Source organism: Streptomyces sp. NBC_01723, assembly GCF_036246005.1.
GTDB lineage: Bacteria > Actinomycetota > Actinomycetes > Streptomycetales > Streptomycetaceae > Streptomyces.
Map to the genome: position 1 here is coordinate 8,636,253 of NZ_CP109171.1, position 22,596 is coordinate 8,658,848.

The following is a 22,596-nucleotide window of genomic DNA, read 5'->3' on the forward strand; positions in this document are numbered from 1 at the left end:
CGGGGTGGACGGGGGTGGGTGTCAGCCTGCGTTCGGCTGGTGTGCCGCGGACAGGTTCTGCTTGACGTATCGGCTGGTTCCGTCGGCGAGGATCTCGGGCAGGCCGGTCTCGATGCCATGCAGGGCCTGGGCCGCGACGTCGGCGGCGGCGACTTTCTGGTCGGCGGGTACGTCGGCGGCCATGTCGGTGTCCATGTAGCCGACGTGCAGCGCCGAGACGGTGATGCCGCGCGGCGCCAGTTCCTCACGGGTCGCGTCGCTCAGCGCCCAGGCTGCGGCCTTGGAGGCCGCGTAGGAGCCGAGGCCGGCCGGGTGGAACCAGGACAGGGCGGACAGGACGTTGAGTACGGCGCCGCCGCCGTTGCCCTCGATGACGGGGGCGAAGGCCCGGGTCGCGGCGAGCGGGCCGAAGAAGTTCGTCTCCATCTCGCGACGTACCTCGTCCAGGTCGCCGCCGATCAGCGTCGCGCCGGTGGAGATGCCCGCGTTGTTGATCAGCAGCGTCGCGTCGTAGGTGATGCGGGCGGCCTCCCGTATCGACTCCTGATCCGTCACGTCGAGGCGCAGCGGGGTGACGCCCGGCAGGTCGACCGACTCGGGACGCCGGGCCGCCGCGTAGACCTTCGCGCCGTGCTCGACGAGCTGGGCTGCCAGGTATCGCCCGAGCCCCCGGTTTGCGCCGGTGACGACCGCGACCGCGTTCTTCAGTTCCATGCTCACTCCTGGTCCTGGCGGGCACCGGCGGTGCCCGCAGCAGATTAGATTATGGAGACAATCTAAACATGGGTTTACGATAGATGCCAGCCGACATCCAAACGGGAGGTGGCCATGGGCCGCGTATCGCAGGCGCAGGCGGAGGAAAATCGCAGGCGGGTGGTGGACACCGCATCCCGGCTGTTCCGGGAGCAGGGCACGCAGGTCAGCGTCGCCGACCTGATGAAGGCGGCCGGCCTCACCCACGGCGCCTTCTACAAGCAGTTCGCGTCCAAGGAGGCGCTCGTCGGCGAGGCCACCGCCCATGCGTTCGCCGAGCTCGCCCGGCGCTACGCCGGGGGACTCGAGCGGTACGAAGAGCGGCGCGACGCCGCCCAGCGGGTGCTGATCGACACCTACCTCTCCGTCGAGCATCGCGACGGCCCGGCGGACGGCTGTCCGGTCGCAGCCCTCGCCTCCGACATCGCGCGCGAGGGCGGGGGGCGTGAGGCCCGTCGCGTCTACACCGAGGGGGTGGCCGACTTCGCCGATTTCCTCGCCACCGACGACCAGGACGGCATCGTCCGCCTCTGCACCCTGTTCGGTGCGCTGGTCCTGTCCCGGGCCACCAACGGCTCTCCGCTCTCCGAAGAGATCCTCGCCGCCGCGCACGCAACCTTGACCGAAGCAGGCTGATTGAGGGCGCGGTGCGGGTGCACGTCGACCGCGCGTGTGGGTGCCGAAGTGTCTGTGGCCGGGCGGAGGTGTTGAGGGAAGGGGGCTGGCGCCTGGTGTGCCGGTCCCACCGTGCGCGAGTCGGTTCCGTGTCGCATGCCCGTGAAGTATTGGTTGCGCAGCCGACGTCAGCGTGTCAGCAGGACTGCGATCTGCTCACGGATGGCGCGTTGGACGCCCGCAGCATCGAACCACCCCCGCCCCCGTCCCCGGTCGCTGTCGGTGCTGTCCCGTAGAGGAGCAGAGCGTCAGGACTGACCGCCTCACCCCCGCCGAGGGGGTGGTGGACTTCGGGAATCCAGTCCAACTGGTGGCACCGAAGGCTGGCACGCGTCCCTACGCCGGCAGGCGTCCTGGACGAACGCCAGCCCGGTGTCCGTCACCGTCAGCGCGTGCCCGATCCGTAGCCTCGCGGCGGTCGGGTCGGATACGGTCCGCGACGGCCGCCAGCCCCGCAGCTCCGGCCGCTCGGAGGCGATCTGCGCCCCGTACTGGGTGAGGAACCAGCAGCGGGTCCGGCCGGCTTGCGGCAGCGTCACCCGGTCCACCGGCCTTTTCTTGCACGGTTTGGGCAGCTGCCGCCGGGTCTGCTTGATCCGCATTCTGGGCGTGATCAGTACATGTATCTGCTCTGTCGTCCCCGTCCGGTACTGCGTTACAACGGCCAGCGCCGGCCGGTCCCCACGGCCCGCGTCCGCGTGCACCGTCCCTCAAGCTCCTGCCGTGAAGGGGGCATGCGGTGCCGCACCGTCGCGGAACCGCTGATCCTGTCCACGGCACTGGCCGGCCTCGCTCAGGCCGTCGGCTGTGTGGGTCCGGCCGTGGTTGCGAAGTGAGAACACCGTTCCCGGCTTCGCCTGCAATCCCACCACGGGCCGGTCCGGCAACTCCGTTGGTATCTGTGCTCCCCACTTGAACCCGCAGCTTAAGGATGTAGGCTGCTATGCCTTTCATGGGGTGGTGGGGTGTCTGGCATTGTTCTTTTTGTGCGCCTTTTGCGCTGGTCGTGGGCCGAAAGGAGAAGGGGAGGGGAGGGGGTGTTGGGGGGTTGGTGTGTGGGGTCGGGGGGTGGGGTCGGGTCTTGGTCTTGGTGTGTGTTGGCGGGTGCCTGGGTGCTGGCCTGGTGGGAGGTGGGTGTTGTTCTGGGCTATTCGCTGTTTGCCGATGCGGCTGTGGGCCTGGTGGGCGTGGTGGGTGTGGTGGGTGGGGTGGTGGTGAGGGTGGTGGTGAAGATGGGTTGGTTGTTTTGGTGGCCGGTGATGTGGATGGTGTGGGGTTGGTGGGGGTGGGGGTGGGCGTTGATGAGGCAGGGTTGGTCGAGTTCGGCGTATTTGGTGAAGTGGGTGGTGAGGTGGTGGGGTTGGGTGGTGGGTTGGCCGAGGAGGGCGGTGGCGGCTTGGCGGGCGGCTTCGAGCAGGAGCATGCCGGGGATGTGGTCGACGTGGTGGTCGAAGAGGATGGGGTGGCGGGTGTCGGTGCGTAGTTGCCATTGGTGGGGGTGGGGGGTGGGGGTGAGGACGACGTCGGCGGGGGAGTGGCGTCCGACGGTGTGGGGGGCGGTGGGGGTGGTGAGGGGGATGGGGGTGTGGTGGGGGGTGAAGACGTGTGGGGGGCGTAGTCGCCGGTATACGGCGGGGGTGACGACGCTGAAGGAGATCTGGCCGTGTCCGGCGGGCTGTCCGTGGCGCTGGAGGGTGGTCTCGTAGCGCAGGGCGGCCAGGCGTCGGCCGTGTCGGGTGATGTCGGTGCAGGTGATGTGGAGGTCGAGGTCGGCCGGTGCGTGGCCCACGTGCAGCTGGCCGGGTTCGACGGTGAGGGTGAGTTCTTCCAGCAGGAAGTGGTGTCCGAGGGGGACGCCGAACTCGGCGTGTGCGAGCAGGGCTCCGGCCTGGCGGATCGTTTCAGCGGCGATGAGGGGGTCGTGGTTTCCGTTGAGGGGGGTGAAGAAGCTGTGGCCGCGCGGCCATTGTGCGCGCATGGTGTAGCGGGTCTCGGTCAGGCGTTGCCAGTCGGTGAGCATCACCTCGGCGACGGCTGCCCGGTGGACCAGTTCGCTGGGGACGGTGGAGGTCCAGGGTCCGTGGCCCGGGACGGCCGGCAGGTGCGGCAGGTGCGGCAGGTGCGGCAGGTGCGGCGGGTGTGGCGGGGCTGTGGGTGGTGCCGGCTGTGCGGCCGGCGGTCTGACGGTGTCGAACGTGCTCGCGGTCATCGCTCCCCCAGAACGAGATCGGAGATGGTCTGCGGAGGCCCAAAAGATAGAGACCACCCGGTTTGATTTCCAGAGGAATCGCAGCCTCCGCCCGGGAATGTTGCGAGCCGGCGTCGAGGGCCGGTCCGGTGGGCGGCCTTGGGTGCCGGCCCGCTCGTGGGGGTCGTTGCAGTTCACGCCGTGCCGGTCCGGGCGGGTGTGGGCGGGTGGCGGGCCGAGTGGTTCTCGAGCGGGGCTGAGGCGGTCCTGCAGCGGGGCGGGGCACGGTGGCTGCAGTGGAGAGGAGCGGACATGGGTGAATCCGGTGCCCGGGCCCCGGTGTTGCGTATCGAGCGCGGCCGGGCCGGCGAGCAGGAACTGGCCGCGCTGACGGCGGTGCTGTGTGCGGTACTGGCCCGGCGGGCGCGGGCCGCACACCGCGTGCCGGCCGCGGGGCAGGAGCCGCCCGGCGCGGCGTCCTGGCGCCCGGAGAGCCCCCGGGCGGCCCACCGCCCGCCCCACTGCTGGCAGTAACACCCCCGGCCCCCCCCGGCCGTCCGCCGCCCCGTCCGTCCTGCGGCCGACGGCACGAACACCCCCCACCCCCCACCCCCCTCGTCCCCGTCCGCCGCACGACCGGTGAGCAGGGCCGCCAGACCCCAGACCCACGCCCAGACCAAGACCCCCAGACCCAGACCCCCAAGCCCAGACCGGGACCCAACCCCCAACCCCCAACCCCCAACCCTCAACCGCAGACTTCAGGCCAAGACCGAACCCAGGCACAGGCCCAAGCCAAGACCCAAACCTCAGACCCGGACCCCCCTAGCCCAGACCGGGACCCAACCTTCAACCCTCAACTGCAGACCTCAGGCCAAGGCCGAACCCAGGCCCAGGCCGAGGCCGAAACCCAAACCTCAGAGCCAGGTGCCGAGACCGCAACCCAGAACCAAGCCCAGAACCAGGCCCAGAACCAAGCCCAGAACCAGGCCCAGAACCAGGCCGAGACCCAAAGCCCAACCCCAGGCCCAGAACCAGGCCCAACCCCAGGCCCAACCCCAGGCCCAGGCCAGACCCAAGCCCAAACCCATGCCCAAGCCGAGGTCCGGGCCCATGCCCAGGCCGAGGTCCAGGTCCAGGCCAGGTCCTGCCGTTTCCTCCGTCCCTGGTGTGTTGTTCGGCCGGGGCCCCGGGAGGGTGGGTCGGGGGCAGCCCCGGCCGGGCGGCGGGTGGCGGGCGGGGGGCGGGGGGCGGTTGCGGTTGTGGCGGGTGGCTGTGTCCGGCGGGTCATTTTTCAGCTGATGTGTGTGCGCACGGCACCCACCCCCCTGTAAACCGCACAGACGGTTTGTTAACCTGGTGGTTCGTGCCGGTCGCGCCCGGGAGGGAGGCATCGTGACAGTCCTCAATGACGTTTCTCAGGTGGCCGCGGGGCCGGCGGGCGGGCGGGGGTGTGTCGCCGAGCTGCACGGGATCCGTGCGCGGGCGCTGGCCGGGCCGGGTGATCAGGCGACGGCGGCGCAGCGTGCGCGGGGGAAGCTGACGGCCCGTGAGCGGATCGGGCTGCTCCTGGATGCGGGTTCTTTTTGTGAGGTGGAGCAGTTGCGCCGGCACCGGGCGTCGGGGTTCGGTCTGGAGGGCAAGAGGCCCTATACCGACGGGGTGGTGACCGGGTGGGGCACGGTTGAGGGCCGGACGGTCTTCGTCTACGCGCATGATTTCCGTATCTTCGGCGGTGCGCTGGGGGAGGCGCACGCCGCGAAGATCCACAAGATCATGGACATGGCGGTTGCGGCGGGTGCCCCGCTGGTCTCCCTCAACGACGGTGCCGGGGCCCGTATCCAGGAGGGCGTGTCCGCGCTTGCGGGGTACGGCGGGATCTTCCAGCGCAACACGCGGGCGTCCGGGGTGATCCCGCAGATCAGTGTGATGCTCGGCCCGTGTGCGGGCGGCGCGGCCTACAGCCCGGCGCTGACCGATTTCGTGTTCATGGTCCGGGACACCTCGCAGATGTTCATCACCGGCCCGGACGTGGTCAGGGCCGTCACCGGTGAGGAGATCACGCACAACGCGCTGGGCGGTGCGGACGTGCACGCCGAGACGAGCGGCGTGTGTCATTTCGCCTACGACGACGAGGAGACCTGTCTGGCCGAGGTCCGCTACCTGCTGTCCCTGCTGCCGCAGAACAACCGGGCTCATCCGCCGCGCGCGGAGTGCACCGATCCGCCCGGCCGGCGCTGCGAGCGCCTGGCCGCCCTGGTTCCCGCGGACGGCAGCCGCCCCTACGACATGGCGGATGTGATCGGGGAGATCGTCGACGACGGGGAGTACCTTCAGGTCCACGAGCGCTGGGCCCGCAACATCATCTGCGCGCTGGCCCGCCTGGACGGCCAGGTCGTGGGCGTCGTCGCCAGCCAGCCGCAGGCCCTGGCGGGCGTCCTGGACATCGAGGCCTCCGAGAAGGCCGCCCGCTTCGTGCAGATGTGCGACGCCTTCAACATCGCGGTCCTCACCCTGGTGGACGTCCCCGGTTTCCTGCCCGGCGTCGGCCAGGAGCACGGCGGCATCATCCGCCACGGCGCCAAACTCCTGTACGCGTACTGCAACGCGACCGTGCCCCGCATCTCACTGGTCCTGCGCAAGGCCTACGGCGGCGCCTACATCGTCATGGACTCCCAGTCCATCGGCGCCGACCTCACCTACGCCTGGCCGGCCAACGAGATCGCCGTCATGGGCGCCGAGGGCGCCGCCGGCGTCATCTTCCGCCGCCAGATCGCCGCCGCCGAGGACCCCGCCGCCGTGCGGGCCCGCATGGTCAAGGAGTACAAGGCCGAGCTGATGCACCCCTACTACGCGGCCGAGCGCGGCCTGGTCGACGACGTCATCGACCCCGCCGAGACCCGCGAGGTGCTCATCGCCTCCCTGGCGATGCTGCGCACCAAACACGCCGACCCGCCCTCCCGCAAGCACGGCAACCCGCCGCAGTAACGGAGCACTCCGCATGGCCCGACAGCAACGAGCGCTGCGCACCCGCCAGGCGCTGATCACGGCGGCCGCCACGGTCTTCGACCGCGACGGCTTCAGCGTGGCCTCGCTCACCGCGATCAGCTCCCTGGCCCAGGTGAGCAACGGAGCGCTCCACTTCCACTTCGCGAACAAGGCCGCCCTGGCCGACGCGGTGGAACAGGCCGCCGCCCAGCGGCTTCAGACCATCGTCACCGCCCACGAAGGCAGCGCCGGCAACTGCCTGCAGCTGCTCGTCGACACCTCCCACGACCTCGCCCGCCGGCTCGCCGCGGACGTGGTGCTGCGCGCCGGCTTCGAACTGGGCCGCAACCGGGTCCGCGGAGCGGGCCAGGCACTGCACCGCCAGTGGCACGCCTGGGTCGCAGCCGCCCTCGAACGCGCGGCCGGCGAAGGGGTGCTGGGCGAGGTCGCACCCGAGACGGTGACGTCCTCCGTGGTGGCCGCGACGACCGGCTTCGAGGTCCTGGGCACCCGCGACCCCCAGTGGCTCTCGCACGCCACCCTCACCCGCTTCTGGCAGCTCCTGCTGCCCCGGCTGGCCGCCGCCCCCGCCCTCACCTCCCTCACCGCCGCCGGCACCCGCCCCCACTGACCCCCCCCCGGAGAGGGCACGCGGCCCCCCCGCCCCCACTGACCCCCCGGAGAGGGCACGCGGCCCCCGCCCCCGGGGACCCGCACCCCCGGGGATTCGCACCCCCCGGGGATTCGCACCCCCCGGGGACCCGCACCCCCGGGGATTCGCACCCCCGGGGACCGGCCTCTGCTGACTCCTTGTCCCGGCCCCGGGCAACCCCCGGCACCCCGCCGGCCCCGGCCGCCTCGGTAACCCCGGCCGCCCCGGGGCGGGCAGCCCTGCCCGGGAGGCACCCGCAACCCGCAGCCGACCTCCTCGGTTCCGGCCGCCCCCACCCCGCAACCCGTGGGCGGCGGAGCCCGGTCCCGGCCGCCCACACCCCGCAACCCGCAGCCCGCAGCTGCCGGGTCCTCAGCCTTCGAGCCGACCGTGCCGGCCGCCTGCGGCCGCCGTCCCGCCCGCGCGCGCCGAGTGCCCTGCGGCTTGGGCCTGCCACCGCCGCAGCGGCCTCCCGTCGCGGCTCCGGCTCCGGCCGGCACGCACCCCCAGCTCTGCCCCGCCCCCACGCCTGCCCACTTCCGCCGCGTCCGGACGCCCTCCGGGCCTGTCCCCCCGGTACGTCCTCGCGGCCTGTCCGCCGTCCCCGTACGCTCGCCCTCCCGCCGCGCCCGGACGCCCTCCCGCCGCGCGCGGGCGGACACTGCCCCGCCCTCGCCCATAACAAGACCATGCGCCCTGTTCTTTGGGGGGCCGTGCCCGGGCGGCGGTTCCCGTCCGGGCGTCCGTGCCCCGGACGGAGCAGCCGCCGGGAGGCCGGAACCTGCCCCTCCAGCGTGGCATACCGGCCTCGACTCCACCTGGAACATCGCCCCCGCGGGCGCGGCAACTCCCCCCGTATGAAGGGCTTTCCGTCCTGGTGGCACGAGCGTGCGCCCGGCGTCCGCCGCCGTCGGCCCCGGGCGCCGGGATGGCCGGATGTGCGCCACCCCCATTGACAAACCGACTGTGCTGTTTTTTTAATCGTCTTCGAGCCAGTGTCGTCGAGAGCCCTCCGGGTGTCCAAGCGGCGGCCCTCGCGGCACGGACCCGCAGCAACCGGCATGGGACTCCAAGGGGGACAAGACAGTGGACATCGAAGTTCTGGGCGCGCTGTCCGTACGCGAGCACGGCGTCTCGATCACACCGACCGCCCCGAAACCGCGTCAGGTGCTGGCCCTGCTGGCCCTGCACGCCGACCGGGTGGTCCCCGTCTCCTGCCTGATCGAGGAGCTGTGGGACGACGAGCCGCCGCGCAGCGCCCGCACCACCCTGCAGACCTATGTGCTGCAGCTGCGCGAGCTCATCGGCGCCGCGCTGGCCGCCGGCGGCGAACGCGACGTCACCGCCAAGGACGTCCTGGTCACCCTGCCCGGCGGCTACCGCCTGGACAGCCGGGGCGGCCGGGTCGACTTCCGCGAGTTCGAGCAGCGCGCCGGGGCCGGCTACCGGGCCGTGGACGCCGAGGACTTCACGGGCGCCGCACGCAGGCTGCGCGAGGCCCTGGCACTGTGGACCGGCACCGCGCTGGCCGACGTGAGCGCCGGCAGCCGGCTCGGCCTGGAGGTCAAGCGCCTGGAGGAGTTGCGGCTGTGCGCGCTGGACCAGCGCATCGAGGCCGACCTCAGACTCGGCCGCCACCGCGAACTGCTGTCCGAGCTGACCGTCCTGGTCAACCGGCACCGGATGCACGAGAGCCTGCACGGCCAGTTCATGGTGGCCCTGCACCGCTCGGGACGGCGCGGCGAGGCGTTGAGCGTCTACCAGCGGCTGCGGGCCACCCTCGTGCACGAGCTGGGACTCGAACCGTCGACGACGATCAGCCGGCTCCAGCGCTCCATCCTCACGGCCGCCGCGGAGACCGCCCCGGCCCGCGGCCCGGAGGCCACCGGCCGGGCCGTGGCCCGCGTGGGCTGACCCCGCCCCACCCCGCCCCGCCCGTGAGCGGGCAGCGGCCCCGCCACCGCCGCCCGCCGCAACCGCAGGGTCAGGCCCCTCCCGCCGGCCGCGGACACCCCGAGGCTGCTATGTCGTGTCAAGCCGCTTGAGTGAGTGCTTCGACGTTGCCGAGTTGGTTCCGGTCGGAGCGCTCAAGGATCTTGAAGACCTGGCGGCAGATCACTCGCTTGAGGCATCGCTGCGCGTCACGGGAGGTCTTACCTTCGGCGATCTTGCGTGCGACGTACGTCTTCGTAGAGGGATCGAGCCGCATCCGGATCAAGGTGATCGTGTGCATGGCCCGGTTGAGCTGCCGGTCGCCGCTGCGGTTGAGCCGGTGTCGGTTGGTCAGCCCGGACGAGGCAGGGATCGGCGAGACTCCAGCGAAGGAGGCGAAGGCGGCTTCCGAGCGGAATCGTCCCTGGTGAGACCAGCTGACCAAGATCTGGGCGGCGGTGATCGGTCCGACTCCGAGCAGGTTGAGAAGCGCGGGGGCCTGGTGCCGCACCAGCGTGAGGATCTCGTTCTCGAGCCCCTTGGCCTCGGCCTGCAGGGCCTGGACGCGTTGGGCCGTGGACCGCATGGCCCGCACCGTCATCCGGTGCTCCAGGTCCTGGGCCGGGCGGTCGCGGAACTGAGCGCAGTAGGCGATCTGTTCGAGGCGCTTGAGCTTTCGCAGCTCGGAGCGGAGGCCGTCCGGCGCGGAGACGATCAGGGCCTTAAGCTGGTTGATCGCGGCGGTGGAAGCGAGGACCGCGCCGTGACGGGTGGCAAGCAGCACCCGCAGTGCCTCGCGTTCGCCGCGGAGGCGGGGCTGGATCAGATGCTCGGTGGTCAGGGCCTCCTTGGCGGCCCGGACGGCGTCGAGCATGTCGGTCTTGCGGCCGCCGCGGTTGGCCGCTCGTTTTGGGCGGCAGACCTCGACGACCTGCTCGCCGGCCTGGTCCAGGAAGGCCGCGAGGCCGGCGCCGTAGCTGCCGATGCCTTCCAGGGCCCAGCAGCGGCGGCCGGGGACCTGCTGGCGGGCGAAGTCCAGCAGGCGTCGGTAGCCGCGGGCGTGGGCCGGGGAATCGGTGCTGGCCAGCACGGCGCCGATGGGGCTGACGGCGGCCGCGGCGAGGGTGTCGCGGTGGGTGTCGACGCCGATGACGCCATCGACGTGTTCTGCGAGCATGGTCATGCGGCTGTTCTCCTCCGGGCGGACGACCGTGACGGTGTCGGCCTGGGTGGAGTCACCACGTGGCGGAACTGTGATGAGTCACGCCGGAAGGCGGACAAGCTGCTGATCAAGCCAACGGGTGGGCCAGGCCGACGCCCGCGTCCGGCAGACATCTCGGGGGAACGGCAGCCCTTGACGGAACGCCAGTTATCTTGCGAGTCATGCCGGATCACGAGCGCCGAGCCTGGCAGCAACCCATCCCGGGCCGCAGAAGAACTCTCACAGTTGTCTTCTTCGCGGTCCTGCAAGAGGGCCGCTGGCCTCCGGTCCCGGCATGACTGTTGCCCCCTGTCGATGGGATGACCTGGGGGGTGGTGTCACCGGGTCCGAGGGGTGCCGTCACAGACGCTGATCAGAGGCCCGACCACCGCCCGGCCGGGCGCAATGCCCGGCCGCTGCGGGCGGCAGGTCTGCATACCGTGGATGCGCGAGAACGGCCTCCGCCCCTGGGGCCGGCACGCTGCGAGACCTGTGGGGGCACGGTGACCAGTATCGACGGGGTGGGCATCTTCCGTGGCCTGGACGTCGGCAAGCAGACGCATCACGGCCACGGCCTGACTCCGGCCGGGAAGACGGTGTTCGACAAGCCGCCACCGCATCAGCGTCCTGTTCGCCATGCTCCGCGACGGAACCTTCTACGAACCGGGAAGCCCCCCCGCCGCTTGACGAAAGACACAGAGGCACCCCCCGCGCGGCGGGACCGGCCGGCCGGCTTCAGCACAGCCCCCCCCCCCCGCCCCCCCCCCCCCCCCCCCCCCCCCCCCCGGGCGGGCGGCGGGCCGGCCTCCCTCCACCCGGACTGCACCGGGCCGCGCCGACGGCTCCCGCCGACGCCCCCCCCGTGTGCCCACCCACCGGACCCAACACCGGCTGCCCAGACGGCAGTTCACCTCCCGGGGCCGGCGCCTCCCCGGCACCCCAACACCGCGTCCCGGAACGGCAGTTCACCCTCGCCCCCGGACCTCCCCGGCCAGCCCCCCGGCCAGACCTCCCTGGCGGACCCTCTCTGAGCGGACCTCCTGGTTCCCTGACCGCTCCACGCCCCCGGGACGGCGGCATCCGCGGCGTCCCGGCCGTCCCGGTCCTCCCGTCATCGCGGCCCAGCCCTGCGGCCGCGTCCTGCGCCCCGGGCGGGCCACCGCACGGGCGGGAGGGCCAGGACCGGGGAGCGGCACGGGCCGGGAGAGCCAGGATGGGCGGTCCCAGCCCGGTGCGGTGCGCGGCGCCCCCAAAGGCCCGGGCGCGGTGGTGCCGGCAGCCGACGCAGCCGGCCCGCACGGGCCGTTGCGGGCACCGCCCCCTGCGTCCGCCCGGATGCGGTGCCCGCCCTGCCCCTTCCGTCCGCCGGTGAGCCGCTGCGCTGCGCTCCGCCGCCCCGGCCAGTCTTGCCCCCTGTGGGCGGCGCCCTGAGCCCCGTACGGGGAAAAGTGGGCCTGGGCGGGGCCGGCCGTTCGGAAACAGAGGGCGACGCCGCCCGGGAGGGGGGCGATTCCCGCTGCCGGCCCAAGAGCCGGCGCCCCCCTTCCCGGATTCCGGCTTCCGGACGGTACGCGTGAACAAGAAACCGGGCGCCGCGCGTCCGGTTTCCCTATCCGGCCGCCGCACCCTCACGCCGCTTTCCCGGTGTGGCCGCCCGGCCCCGGCGACGGGTAAATGGACGGCTCCGCGCACGGGCCGGCGCAACAGGGGCGCGCCGTCTTCTCGCCGTGTGCAAAACGGCGTGCCGCCCATACGGCAGGAACTGCTGGGAGGGGGGCCGCAAGGATTCCGCTCGATGCCTCCTCGACGAATGGGCGGGCGCGTGGTTGCGGCGGGATACGGCGGGCCTCGTGCATCCGTCGTGGGGTAAGGACAGCGGGCCCCCGCGTGGCGCAATATCGACCGAGCCTCGGGCACCGGTTCGAACGCCGGCTCAAAAGCCGAGTCCAGTTGTCGAGGTACGGGGAAGGAAGCCATGGAGATTCGTGTTCTGGGTCCGCTGAGTGCCGACGTCAACGGGATGTCGATCGTTCCCACGGCCGGGAAGCCGCGCCAGATCCTGGCCCTGCTCGCGCTCTACCCGGGCCGGGTCATGCCCGTGCCCACGCTCATGGAGGAGATCTGGGGCACCGGACTGCCCCAGAGCGCCCTGACCACCCTGCAGACCTACATCCTCCAGCTGCGGCGCCGGCTGGGTACCGCGATGGGGCCCGGCGCTCCGGGCACCGCCAAGGACGTCCTGGCCACCCGGCACGGCGGCTATCTGCTGCAGATACCGGCCGAGGCGGTCGACGTCCACGCCTACGAACGCCTCGTCGCCGAGGGCCAGCAGGCCTTCGAGGACGGCGAGGACGAGCGGGCCGCCCGCACCTACCGCACCGCGCTCAGCCTGTGGCAGGGGCCTCCGCTGGTCGACGTTCCCGTCGGCCCGGTCCTGGAGATCGAGGCGATGCGGCTGGCGGAGAGCCGGCTCGTCACGCGCGAGCGCCGCATCGACGCCGACCTCAGGATCGGCCGGCACGCCGAAGTCACCGCCGAACTCACGGACCTGATCGCCCGCCACCCCGAACACGAGGGGCTGCACTCCCAGGCCATGGTGGCGCTCTACCGCTGCGGGCGGCAGGCCGCCGCGCTCGACGTCTTCCACCGGCTGCGCCGCCGCCTGGTCGACGAGCTGGGCGTGGAGCCCTCGCCGCAGCTGCAGCGGCTGCACCAGGCGATCCTCGCCGTGGACCCCCAGCTCGACCTGGCGTCCGGGCCGCGACGCACCTCTACCTTCGACCTGTACGCGGCCTGACCCGGCGACGGCCCGGCGGCTGCACCGCGTCCGTCAGCGTGCCGGGCCGATGTCCTTCAGCAGCGCGCGCTCCAGCGCGGTCAACGGCACGTCGGGGCGCAGGCGTTCGGGGTGACCCGGCGCAGGCGCGTCCACCAGGCGGGTGTCGGCGCGGGCCGTCTCGCCGGCGAGCTGGACGGCGCCGACGGCGACCATGGACTGCCAGACAGTGGTGGCCAGGGCGCGGGACAGCCGGAGCAGACGCCGGGCGATCGTCATCGGGGCCCCCTTCGGTCGGCGGATCGTCGTGCCACTCCGCTCAGGCTGGAAGCGGCCCCTCGAGGACCGTCTGACGTCCTCTGGACTCCGAGTCGAGCGTTCGGTGACCGGGCTGGAGGTCCCGGCGCAGTGATGGTCGCGGGGGCCGGTGTTCCGTGACCCGACGTGGTGTCACCCGGTGCGGGAAGCGGCCGTGGGACGGGTGTGAGTGGGGCGGGCGCAACTCCTCAGGCGAGCGTGAAGGCCCTGGGCCGGTGTCGGTGTGGGCGGTGGGGGAGTGGCCGGGCTCTGGGCCGGTGTGGGTGTGGGCGGTGGGGGAGTGGCCGGGCTCTGGGCCGGTGCCGGTGTGACGCGGCGGGGGAGCGGCCGGGCCCGGTCTTGGGGTGAGGAGAGCGCCCGGACGAGTGGCCGGGTCGGGTGCGGGGGCGGCGTGGCGTTTGCCCGGCGCGGCCGTCCGGACACCGGTGTGGGGGAGCGGTGCCGCAGGGTGGGGCAGGGAGGTCGTGCCCTAATCGATCCGGCGTCCAGCACGGTCGTCGTTCACGGGGGCGCCCCGTGTTCCGCTGCGGATTCCAGCGGTGTTCGAGAAGCGGACGAGTCGTTCTCCACCGGATCAGGACACAGTCCATGGCGAGCCTGTACCCACAGGCGGGCGGCGTCCACGGCGGCCCGCCCCGCCTTCCGGACGCCGAGACGAGAGAGGTGTGGGGATGTATCTCGCGCCCGTGCACCGCATGGCCCAGCACGCGCAGGTCGACGCCCCCGCCGGCGTGCTCTACGGTCTGATCGCCGACGCGCTGCGCTGGCCCATCTTCCTGCCGCCGACCCTCCATGTCGAACAGCTCGAGTTCGACGGTGAGTCGGAGCGGCTGCGGATGTGGGTCATGGCCAACGGCGAGGTCAAGTCCTGGACCACCCGACGTGTCCTGGACCCGGTGGCGCACCGGGTCGACTTCCGCCAGGAGGTGCTGCCCCGGCCGGTGACCTCGATGGGCGGCAGCTGGACCGTCGAACCGCGAGGCCCCGAGCGGTCGCTCGTCACCCTCAGCAACGACTTCACCGTGACCGACAACGCGCGCGCCGACGTGGACTGGGTGAAGAGGGCCACCACCGCCAACAGCCGGGCCGCCCTCGACAACCTCCGGCAGCTCGCCGAGCGCTGGCGCCGCCTCGACGACCTGGTCCTGTCCTTCGAGGACGCCGTGAGCGTCGACACCCCCGTCGAGCCGGTGTACGACTTCCTGCACCGGTTCGGCGACCGGCCCGACGCGGTACCCGGCGCGAAGGGGATCGACATCGCCGAACGCGGGCCCGGAGTGCAGCTGATGACCGTGGAACTCGACGGCGCCGACGGGACCGCGCGGACGACGGAATCGGTACGGATCGGATTCCCGCACGCCGGGCGCATCGTCTACAAGGACATCAGGGACACCGAGGAGCCGGCGCTGCTCGCCGCGCACGCGGGGGAATGGTCGGTCGAACCCAACCCCTGGGGCGCGGGGGTCACCGTCGTCGCGCGGCACCACGCGGTCCTCGACGAGGACGGTGTCCGCGAGCGGTACGGCGACGGCGTGGACGCGGTACGCCTCGCACGTAAGGCCCTGCGCTCCCGGCTCGCCCGGGAGAGCGGCGTCGCGCTGCGGCTGGCCAGGGAGCACGCCGAGTGCGCGCCGGCCCGCCGGGCCTGAGCCGCACCGCCTCCCCCCGGGCCGCACCCCTCCCGCTCATCGCGCTGTTCTTGCCCCTCCGCCCCCGCCGGACGGGCCGACGTTGGAGGTCGCACGTGAACGACAGTCTCACCGCGGGTTCCGGCACGACCGTGGCCGCGGGTGTGACCGCTCACGCCCGGGTCCCGCGGGTCTTTGGTGACGGAGCCGCCCGGGCCCGGTACCTCGAGGACCTGCTCGGCGACCCCTTCGCCGACGGCAACCCGCACGGCCAGCAGGCGCTGCTCGCCGCCGACGAACGGCGCGAGGTACCCGCCGCCACCGAAGACCTGCTCGGCCGCTTCAAACTGGCCGCCGAGTTCGTGCCCACCGTCCTGGGCGGCCGCTTCACCGGCGTCGAGGCACTCACCCAGGTGCTGCGGCCGGTCTTCCGCAGGGACGTCGCGCTCGGCTTCGGCGCCGGGGTGACCGCCCTGTTCGCGGCGTCCGTGGTGTGGACCGCGGGCGACGAGCGCCAGCGCCGGGACACCGCGTCGCTGCTGCTCGGCGGCGGCCGGATCACGATCCTGCACCGCGAGTTCGCCCACGCCAACGCGATCCTGCGCGGCGAGTACACCGCACGGCCCGCGCCCGACGGCTACGTGGTCGACGGCCGCAAGGACGTCGTCATCAACGCCGACCGCGCCGACACCTTCGTCGCCTACGTCCGCACCGCGCCCGGCGACGGCCCGGACAGCCACTCCGTGTTCCTGCTCGAGAGCGGCAGGCTGCCGGCGCACGCCGTGCACCGGCTGCCCCGCGCCCGCACCCACGGCATGCGCGGCGCACACTACGCGGGGCTGCGGCTCGAGGACTGCCCGGTGCCCGCCGACGCCCTGGTGGGAGAGCGGGGCGAGGGCGTCAGCCTCTCCCTGCGCACCTTCCAGGTCAGCCGGGCGCTGGTGTCCGGCGGTGCTCTGGTCGGCGGAATGGACAGCGCGCTGCGCTACGCCGTCCGGGCCGTCAGCGAGTCCCGGCGCGGCCTGACACTGCGCGGCCGCCGCGGCCGGGTGCTCGCCGGAGTCTTCGCCGACCTGCTCGCCTGCGACAGCCTCGCCGTCACCGGTCTGCGGCTGCTCGACCTGGCGCCCGAGCACGCACTGGTTCCCTCCGCCGCCGTCAAGTACGCCGTGTCGGCACTGCTCCATGAGGACCTCGACGAACTCGCCGCGGTGCTCGGTGCGCGCGGGTACGACCGCGGCCCCGCCTACGGCGGCTTCCAGAAACTCGTGCGCGACCTCCCGGTGGCCGGGCTCGGACACGCCGGCACCGCCGACACCCAGGCCGTGCTCGTCCCCCATCTGCGCACCCTCGCCCACGCGGCCCGCGACGCAGACAACGGACAGGAAGCACCCGGCGCCCTCTTCACCCCGGGTGCCGGGCGCAGCGCGCTCGACTTTAGACGGCTCGACGCAAAACCCCGCGATCCGCACAGCGGCTGCGACGGTCTGCTCGCCGTACTGCCCGGCGCCGCCGCCCGGCTCGACGGCACGCGGGACCGCGGCCCCAGGTGGGCCGCGCTCGCCGACCTCGCCCGCGCCTTCGCCGCCGAGGTGCACAGCCTCGCCCAGCGGTGCGCCACCCTCCTGGGGCGCCCGGACACCGGGGCGCTCGCACCGGCCGCGTACGTCCTCGTCGACCGGTACTGCCTGCTGCTCGCGGCCGCGTCCTGCCTCGGGGTCCGCGAGAACGCCGGCCTCGGCACCCCGGACGGCGGCCTGCTCGCCGAGCCCGAGTGGGCGCTGATCGCCCTGACCAGGTTCGGCCGCCGCCTCGGACTGGACGTGCCTGACCTGCCGGACGGCATCACCCAGGAGCTGGCGGCCCGGCTCGTGGACCGGTACCGCGACGGGCGCAGCTTCGACCTCTACGGGATGCGGCTCGCGTGAGGCCCCCACTGGGCAGAAACGATCCGGCCCGGGATGCCGGCCGGCCCGGGAGCCGGCCGCCGGACCCGCAGGACGACGCTGGGAGGCGAACACCATGAACCACAGGGAGCCTGTGGCCGCACGCGGGGACGACGGCCGCGTCACGGACGACATCGACTCCCGTGACGCCGTGGGCGTCCTCGACACCCTGCGGCGTCTGAGCGCACTGGGCGTCGTCGCCACCGCGCACGGTTCCGCCGTCGCGCCGCCCGTGCACATCCCGCGCCCGGACAGCTCCTGGCTGCGCATACGCGAGGACCTCCTGGAGCGCGGGACCACGGTGGCGTACGCGACGTGGACCGAGTGGTTTCCCGCGGTGCTCACCACGCCGCGCCTCGAGGCGCTGCTGGGGCGGGACTGGAACCGCTACACCGGCACGAACGACCCCGCCGTCCGCAGCCGGTTCGCCGCTTCCCGGCTGCTCATCAAGTACACCGCGGCGGCCGCGCTCGGCATCCGGCCCGAGGACATCGACATCGCCTACCGTCTCGGCGGCCGCCCCTACCTGCGCGGCCTCGACCAGGTGGAGGTCGCGCTGACGCACACCGGTGAGCTGATGGCCGTCGGGATCAGCCGGATGGGCCGGATCGGACTGGACGCCGAGTGCGCGGACCGGCGCTTCGACCTGGACCTGATGCTCGGCCGGATGTGCACGCCGGCCGAGGTGGCCGAACTCGACGCGCTGTCCGCGCAGCAGCGGGCGGCGTGCGTGCTGCGGCTGTGGACCCTGAAGGAGGCGTACACCAAGGCGCTCGGGCAGGGCATGCGGCTCGCCTTCACCGAGTTCGGCTTCGGCCTCGCCCTCGGCGGCCTGCGCACCCCCGACGGTGCCGCGGCACTCGGCGACGAGTGGGCGTTCGCCACCCATCCGGTGCTCGGCCGCTACCTGATCAGCGCGGCCTGCCACGACGCCGGGCTCGACCCGGCCGGGGACACCTCGGTCACCACCATGCTGGACCCGCGCCTGCTCACGGCGATGACCCCGCCCGGGGAGGAGGGCCCGGCCGTGGACATCTGAGCCCCGCGGTGATCAGCCCCGTACGGGGGGCTCGCCCTCGGTGAACAGGACCCGGAACGACAGCTCGCCGATCCGCCACCCGGCAGCCGTCCTGCGGGCCTCGCCGGAGGCGAGCGTCCCCGCACGAAAGAGCGGCGGCCGGTCCCCGCCCGGGTGATGCACGTGCGTGGTCAGCACGTTGGCGCGGAACACCGCGCTGTCCCCGGTGACGGTCACCACCGCCGGCGAGCCCAGGTGCTGGGTGCGCGCGAACGCCGCGAGCGAGGCGCGGTGCCACTCGGCGAGTCCGGCGCACCCCTGGTGGCGGCTCATCGGGAAGGCGACGGTCGCGTCCTCGGTGAACAGGCTCCGGGCCCACGCGTCGTCGGGCTCCTCGTCGTCGAGCGTGACCAGATAACGGCCCATGAGTTCGGCGACCACTGCGGCGTCCGCGGAATCGGCGGCCGCGGCCGAATCGGCGGGCAAGAGAGGGGAAGTCACCGCTCGAGCATGGCGCCGGGCGCGGCCGGCGGACCAGCACCCTGCCAGAGATCTGACATTACCGGCGAAGTTCTGTAATGGATTGCGCAAAGCCTGTACCGGACTCGCTTTACCGTTCCTCCATGGTCCGGCAATACTCATCAAACACCAGTCGGAAGAGGGAAGATGGACACCTTTGACGCGGACGTGATCGTAGTAGGAGCAGGGCCCACCGGACTCATGCTCGCGGGCGAGTTGAGTCTCCATGGAGTCTCCGCCCTGGTCGTGGACCGGCTTGCCGAACCCATCAAGGAATCCCGCGCCCTCGGCTTTTCCGCGCGCACGATCGAGGAATTCGCACAGCGTGGACTCATATCCCGGCTCGGCGATGTCGACGTCATTCCGTTCGGTCATTTCGGTGGAGTGCCGCTCGACTACCGGGTCATTGCGAACGGCTCGTACGGAGCCCGCGGAATCCCCCAGTCGCGGACCGAGGGCATGCTCGCCGGCTGGATCGCGGAGCGCGGTGTCGAGGTGCGCCGCGGAGTCGAGGTCACCGGCGTCGAACAGGACGACGACGAGGTCCGCGTCCACGTGGCCACCGCCGAGGGCACCGGCACGCTCCGCGCCCGCCACGTCGTCGGCTGCGACGGCGCCCGCAGCGTCGTGCGCACCAGCGCCGGGATCGACTTCGACGGCACCGCGCCCACCGTCGAACTGCGCTTCGCCGACATCGCCGGCGTACAGCTGCGCCCGCGCTTCAGCGGCGAGCCGGTGCCCGGCGGCATGGTCATGGTGCTGCCGCTCGGTCCGGACCGCAGCCGCGTCATCTACTACGACCGCGCACAGCCGATGCGCACCGGCCAGGGCCCGATCACCTTCGACGAGGTCGCCGAGGCGTTCCACCGCCTGTCCGGCGAGGACATCAGCGGCGCCACACCGCTGTGGGTCTCCTCGACCACCGATGTCAGCCGGCAGGCCACCCAGTACCGCAAGGGCCGCGTCTTCGTCGCCGGCGACGCCGCCCACATCCACCTGCCGATCGGCGCCCAGGGCATGAGCGCCGGCATCCAGGACGCCGTCAACCTCGGCTGGAAGCTCGCGCTGGACGTCAAGGGCCTGGCCCCCCAGGGGCTGCTCGACAGCTACCACTTGGAGCGCCACCCGGTCGCAGCCCGCATCCTCGCCAACACCCTCGCCCAGCGCACCCTTTACCTCGGCGGCGAGGAGGTCGCGCCGCTGCGGCAGGTCTTCGCCGAGCTGGTGCGGCACGAGGAGGTACAGCGCCACCTGGTGGGCATGGTCACCGGGCTCGACATCCGCCACGACGTCGGATGCGACCGCCACCCGCTGCTGGGCCGCCGCCTGGAGGACAAGCAGGTCACCCGGGACGGCGTGAAGCAGGGCGTCTTCTCCTTCCTGCAGCCGGGCCGTGGCCTGCTGCTCGACCTCACCGGGAGCGAGGATCTGCGTGCCGCCGGCCACGGCTGGTCCGACCGCGTGGACACCGTCACCGTGCAGGACGCCGAAGACGGCCTCGGCGCCGTGCTCGTCCGTCCCGACGGCTACATCGCCTGGGTGGGCGCCGCCGGTGAGGGACCGGCCGCCGGTGCCACGGGCATGCCGCTCACCGACGCGCTCGCCCGCTGGTTCGGCCCCGCCGCCTGACCGGTCCTTTTGACCGCACACACGTATCCCGAGGAAGCGAAGGAACCATGCCGATCATCTCCACCGAGGACAACTACCTGACCGTCCTCAACCTGTTCACCACCGACACCCCCGAGCACCAGGAGCAGCTGCTCACCGAGATGGGCAAGATCGTCGACACGGCTGCCTACGAGGGATGGATCTCCTCGACCGTGCATGCCGGGCAGGACACCCCCGGCACCGCCAACCTGATCCAGTGGCGCAGCGGCGAGGACCTGGAGAAGCGTTACGCCGGCGACGAGTTCAAGCACCGCACACTGCCCGTCTTCCGCGAGATCACCACGGCCATCCGGCTGCTGCAGAACGAGATCGCCTTCTCCCAGGCCCACCCCGGTCTCGGCGGCCGCGTCGAGGTCTCGCCGGGGCGCGACGACTACACGGCCATCGAGGTCCACCGGGTCGCCGAGGCCGACCAGGCCGAGCTGGTCAAGCTCCTGGGCGAGGGCCAAAAATGGCTGGTGAACGTCCCCGGCTACCGCTCGCACAGTGTCTTCAAGGGGCTGCGCGCCATGTTCGTCGAGGGCGCCTTCGCCGTCGTCTACTCCCAGTGGGACAGCAAGGAGAGCTACGAGGCGTTCCGCGACCTGCCCCACGCGCGCAAGCCCAAGCCGCGGCAGACCAACGACGAGCGCATCGCCGAGCTGCAGATCGCGTGCGACGCGAACACCTACCGCGTCGTGCACACGCGCGCCGCGGGCGAGTAACCCGGCCCGCGCACCGGGTGGCGCGCGCCGGCCCTACGGCGTCGGCCGCCGGCCGGCACCCGTGCCCCGCGCACCCCATCGGACCCGCCAAGGAGCGAGAACTATGCACAGCACGCTGATCGTGGCCCGCATGGCGCCCGGCTCGAGCGCGGACGTCGCCGAACTGTTCGCCGAGTTCGACGCGACCGACATGCCGCACCGGATGGGCACCCGGCGGCGCCAGCTGTTCGCCTTCAACGGCCTCTACTTCCACCTCCAGGACTTCGACGAGGACAACGGCGGCGAGCTGATCCAGGGCGCCAAGGACGACCCGCGCTTCGTGCGGATCAGCGACGACCTCAAACCGTTCATCGACCCCTACGACCCCGCGACCTGGCGCTCCCCGGCCGACGCCATGGCACGGCGCTTCTACCGGTGGGAGGCGTCCGCCTGAGCGGACGGCACACCACCGGCGGGCCGCCGGCCGGCCTGTGCGCACCAGAAACGATCAGCTGGGGCGCGCCACCGCCCCGAGACCGAAGGAAGCACCCCATGGCCAGTATCCAGTTCACCCTCGACGACCTCCGGCGCATCCTTCTCGAGGCCGCGGGTGCGGACGAGAACGTCGACCTCGACGGAGACATCCAGGACACCACGTTCGCGGTCCTCGGCTACGAGTCCATCGCGCTGCTGGAGACCGGCGGCCGCATCGAGCGCGAGTACAACATCGTCCTGGACGACGACGACCTCGGCGACGACATCACGCCGCGCGACCTGCTCGACATCGTCAACGCCCAGCTGTCCCTGCCCGGGGCCCGGGCCGCCTGAAAGGGAGCACCCCATGTCCGACTCCACCCGCAGGGTCGCCCTCGTCACCGGTGCGACCAGCGGCATCGGCCTGGAAGTCGCCCGGCTGCTGGCGCACCAGGGACACCAGGTGTTCATCGGCGCGCGCGACGCGGACAACGTCGCCCACACCGCCAAAGCGCTGCGCGAGGAGGGCCTCGACGTGGACGGCCGGCAGCTCGACGTCCGCGACGCCGCCTGTGTCAAGGAGTTCGTGCTCGGTGCCGTCGCCGCGTTCGGCACCGTAGACGTGCTCGTCAACAACGCCGGCCGCTCCGGCGGCGGTCCCACCGCGGACATCACCGACGAGCTGTGGAACGACGTCATCGACACCAACCTCAACAGCGTGTTCCGGATGACCCGTGAGGTCCTGACCACCGGCGGCATGCGCGCCAAGGACCGCGGCCGGATCATCAACATCGCCTCCACCGCCGGCAAGCAGGGAGTCGTCCTCGGCGCCCCCTACTCGGCCTCCAAGCACGGGGTCGTCGGCTTCACCAAGGCCCTCGGCAACGAACTCGCGCCGACCGGCATCACCGTCAACGCCGTCTGTCCCGGATACGTCGAGACGCCGATGGCCCAGCGGGTGCGGCAGGGCTACGCCGCGGCGTACGACACCAGCGAGGACGAGATCCTCAAGAAGTTCCAGGCCAAGATTCCGCTCGGCCGCTACTCCACGCCCCAGGAGGTCGCGGGCCTCGTCGGCTACCTCGCCTCCGACACCGCGGCGTCCATCACGTCCCAGGCACTCAACGTCTGCGGCGGCCTCGGCAACTTCTAGGCCGCCCGCCCACCGGGAGCCCGCGCT

The 22,596-nt window shown here is 72.4% G+C and carries 20 protein-coding genes and 1 pseudogene; 15 read left to right on the plus strand and 6 right to left on the minus strand.

Annotated elements, in window-relative coordinates; translation table 11 throughout:
• Positions 1–21 precede the first annotated feature (21 nt).
• Positions 22–714, minus strand: a complete 693-nt coding sequence (locus tag OIE75_RS40160) for an SDR family oxidoreductase (protein WP_329473900.1) — start codon at positions 712–714, stop codon at positions 22–24.
• A gap of 114 nt (positions 715–828) precedes the next feature.
• Between OIE75_RS40160 and OIE75_RS40165 the strand changes: the two genes are divergently transcribed.
• Positions 829–1,389 carry a TetR/AcrR family transcriptional regulator gene (locus tag OIE75_RS40165; RefSeq protein WP_329473901.1) on the plus strand — a complete coding sequence of 187 codons (561 nt, stop codon included), beginning with the start codon at positions 829–831 and terminating at the stop codon, positions 1,387–1,389.
• A gap of 302 nt (positions 1,390–1,691) precedes the next feature.
• Here the strand turns inward: OIE75_RS40165 and OIE75_RS40170 are convergent, their stop codons facing one another.
• Together OIE75_RS40170 and OIE75_RS40175 are read right to left on the minus strand one after the other, a co-directional pair.
• Positions 1,692–2,132 carry a replication-relaxation family protein gene (locus tag OIE75_RS40170; RefSeq protein ID WP_329473902.1) on the minus strand — a complete coding sequence of 147 codons (441 nt, stop codon included), beginning with the start codon at positions 2,130–2,132 and terminating at the stop codon, positions 1,692–1,694.
• A 443-nt stretch (positions 2,133–2,575) separates the two neighbouring features.
• Positions 2,576–3,637 (minus strand): ScbA/BarX family gamma-butyrolactone biosynthesis protein, encoded by a 1,062-nt coding sequence (locus tag OIE75_RS40175; RefSeq protein ID WP_329468952.1) that lies wholly within the window; start codon positions 3,635–3,637, stop codon positions 2,576–2,578.
• Between the two features lie 291 nt (positions 3,638–3,928).
• Here OIE75_RS40175 and OIE75_RS40180 point away from each other — a divergent pair, with 291 nt between their 5' ends.
• The 4 genes from OIE75_RS40180 (at position 3,929) to OIE75_RS40195 (ending at position 9,167) form a co-directional block, all read left to right on the plus strand.
• Positions 3,929–4,150: an acyl-CoA carboxylase epsilon subunit gene (locus tag OIE75_RS40180; RefSeq protein ID WP_307008753.1), complete on the plus strand. Its 222-nt coding sequence runs from the start codon at positions 3,929–3,931 to the stop codon at positions 4,148–4,150.
• 858 nt (positions 4,151–5,008) lie between these two features.
• Positions 5,009–6,601, plus strand: a complete 1,593-nt coding sequence (locus OIE75_RS40185; protein WP_329468951.1) for an acyl-CoA carboxylase subunit beta — start codon at positions 5,009–5,011, stop codon at positions 6,599–6,601.
• A gap of 13 nt (positions 6,602–6,614) precedes the next feature.
• The gene (locus OIE75_RS40190; protein ID WP_329468950.1) at positions 6,615–7,232 is read left to right on the plus strand and encodes a ScbR family autoregulator-binding transcription factor; all 618 of its coding nucleotides are present in this window, start codon (positions 6,615–6,617) and stop codon (positions 7,230–7,232) included.
• Between the two features lie 1,107 nt (positions 7,233–8,339).
• Positions 8,340–9,167 (plus strand): AfsR/SARP family transcriptional regulator, encoded by an 828-nt coding sequence (locus OIE75_RS40195; RefSeq protein ID WP_307017454.1) that lies wholly within the window; start codon positions 8,340–8,342, stop codon positions 9,165–9,167.
• A gap of 118 nt (positions 9,168–9,285) precedes the next feature.
• Here the strand turns inward: OIE75_RS40195 and OIE75_RS40200 are convergent, their stop codons facing one another.
• Positions 9,286–10,368, minus strand: a complete 1,083-nt coding sequence (locus OIE75_RS40200) for an IS110 family transposase (RefSeq protein WP_329468948.1) — start codon at positions 10,366–10,368, stop codon at positions 9,286–9,288.
• Positions 10,369–10,889: 521 nt separating this feature from the next.
• Between OIE75_RS40200 and OIE75_RS41665 the strand changes: the two are divergent.
• Positions 10,890–11,015, plus strand: a pseudogene (locus tag OIE75_RS41665) (IS110 family transposase); the annotation flags it as partial.
• Positions 11,016–12,361: 1,346 nt separating this feature from the next.
• Positions 12,362–13,183, plus strand: a complete 822-nt coding sequence (locus OIE75_RS40205) for an AfsR/SARP family transcriptional regulator (RefSeq protein WP_307017456.1) — start codon at positions 12,362–12,364, stop codon at positions 13,181–13,183.
• Between the two features lie 33 nt (positions 13,184–13,216).
• Here OIE75_RS40205 and OIE75_RS40210 read toward each other — a convergent pair whose 3' ends face one another.
• A complete protein-coding gene (locus OIE75_RS40210) occupies positions 13,217–13,441 on the minus strand; it encodes a DUF6059 family protein (protein WP_307017457.1) in 225 nt (74 codons plus the stop codon).
• A gap of 710 nt (positions 13,442–14,151) precedes the next feature.
• On the opposite strand from OIE75_RS40210, the gene OIE75_RS40215 reads away from it, so the two are divergent.
• The 3 genes from OIE75_RS40215 (at position 14,152) to OIE75_RS40225 (ending at position 18,093) form a co-directional block, all read left to right on the plus strand.
• Positions 14,152–15,129 (plus strand): aromatase/cyclase, encoded by a 978-nt coding sequence (locus OIE75_RS40215; RefSeq protein WP_307017459.1) that lies wholly within the window; start codon positions 14,152–14,154, stop codon positions 15,127–15,129.
• A gap of 95 nt (positions 15,130–15,224) precedes the next feature.
• Positions 15,225–17,036, plus strand: a complete 1,812-nt coding sequence (locus tag OIE75_RS40220) for an acyl-CoA dehydrogenase (RefSeq protein WP_329468947.1) — start codon at positions 15,225–15,227, stop codon at positions 17,034–17,036.
• 94 nt (positions 17,037–17,130) lie between these two features.
• Entirely contained in the window at positions 17,131–18,093 is a 963-nt protein-coding gene (locus OIE75_RS40225) for a 4'-phosphopantetheinyl transferase family protein (protein WP_329468946.1), read from the plus strand.
• A 12-nt stretch (positions 18,094–18,105) separates the two neighbouring features.
• Here the strand turns inward: OIE75_RS40225 and OIE75_RS40230 are convergent, their stop codons facing one another.
• On the minus strand, positions 18,106–18,573 hold the full coding sequence (locus tag OIE75_RS40230; protein WP_307017464.1) for a nuclear transport factor 2 family protein: 468 nt from the start codon (positions 18,571–18,573) through the stop codon (positions 18,106–18,108).
• Between the two features lie 165 nt (positions 18,574–18,738).
• On the opposite strand from OIE75_RS40230, the gene OIE75_RS40235 reads away from it, so the two are divergent.
• From OIE75_RS40235 to fabG, 5 genes are all read left to right on the plus strand, one after another.
• Complete coding sequence (locus OIE75_RS40235) at positions 18,739–20,220, plus strand: FAD-dependent monooxygenase (protein ID WP_307017467.1); 1,482 nt, start codon at positions 18,739–18,741, stop codon at positions 20,218–20,220.
• A 47-nt stretch (positions 20,221–20,267) separates the two neighbouring features.
• The gene (locus OIE75_RS40240; RefSeq protein WP_329468945.1) at positions 20,268–20,963 is read left to right on the plus strand and encodes an antibiotic biosynthesis monooxygenase family protein; all 696 of its coding nucleotides are present in this window, start codon (positions 20,268–20,270) and stop codon (positions 20,961–20,963) included.
• A gap of 103 nt (positions 20,964–21,066) precedes the next feature.
• Positions 21,067–21,396: a TcmI family type II polyketide cyclase gene (locus OIE75_RS40245; protein ID WP_329468943.1), complete on the plus strand. Its 330-nt coding sequence runs from the start codon at positions 21,067–21,069 to the stop codon at positions 21,394–21,396.
• A gap of 98 nt (positions 21,397–21,494) precedes the next feature.
• Positions 21,495–21,770, plus strand: coding sequence for a phosphopantetheine-binding protein (locus OIE75_RS40250; RefSeq protein WP_307017473.1), 276 nt, complete (start codon positions 21,495–21,497; stop codon positions 21,768–21,770).
• Positions 21,771–21,783: 13 nt separating this feature from the next.
• Positions 21,784–22,569, plus strand: coding sequence for a 3-oxoacyl-ACP reductase FabG (gene fabG, locus OIE75_RS40255; RefSeq protein ID WP_329468940.1), 786 nt, complete (start codon positions 21,784–21,786; stop codon positions 22,567–22,569).
• The last annotated feature ends 27 nt before the right edge of the window (positions 22,570–22,596 follow it).